Origin of the sequence: Campylobacter sp. BCW_6873, from assembly GCF_001762365.1 — a bacterium.
GTDB classification, from domain to species: Bacteria; Campylobacterota; Campylobacteria; order Campylobacterales; family Campylobacteraceae; genus Campylobacter_D; species Campylobacter_D jejuni.
Window position 1 is genome coordinate 1 of sequence record NZ_MJWS01000093.1, and the last position, 210, is coordinate 210.

A 210-nucleotide genomic window follows, 5' to 3' on the forward strand; every position below is an offset into this window, starting at 1 on the left:
CCTTTTGGGGTTGTTGCTATCCAGATATTGTATTGTGACCAATATTGTGGTGTATCCCAAGAAACATTACCTAAAACAAGACTACATCCATCCTCATCTAATGTCTCGAGATCATCCAACTCTCTAATAAATCTTTCTTTATAGAAGAAATTATCTCTAAAATATATCCAAGCTTGATATTTATCTTCTTTATAATAAGATAAGTTTGAG

At 31.4% G+C, this 210-nt stretch carries 1 pseudogene; it reads right to left on the minus strand.

Annotated features, from left to right (window positions below):
- Nucleotides 1-210, minus strand: a pseudogene (locus AJ932_RS10805) (hypothetical protein); the annotation flags it as partial.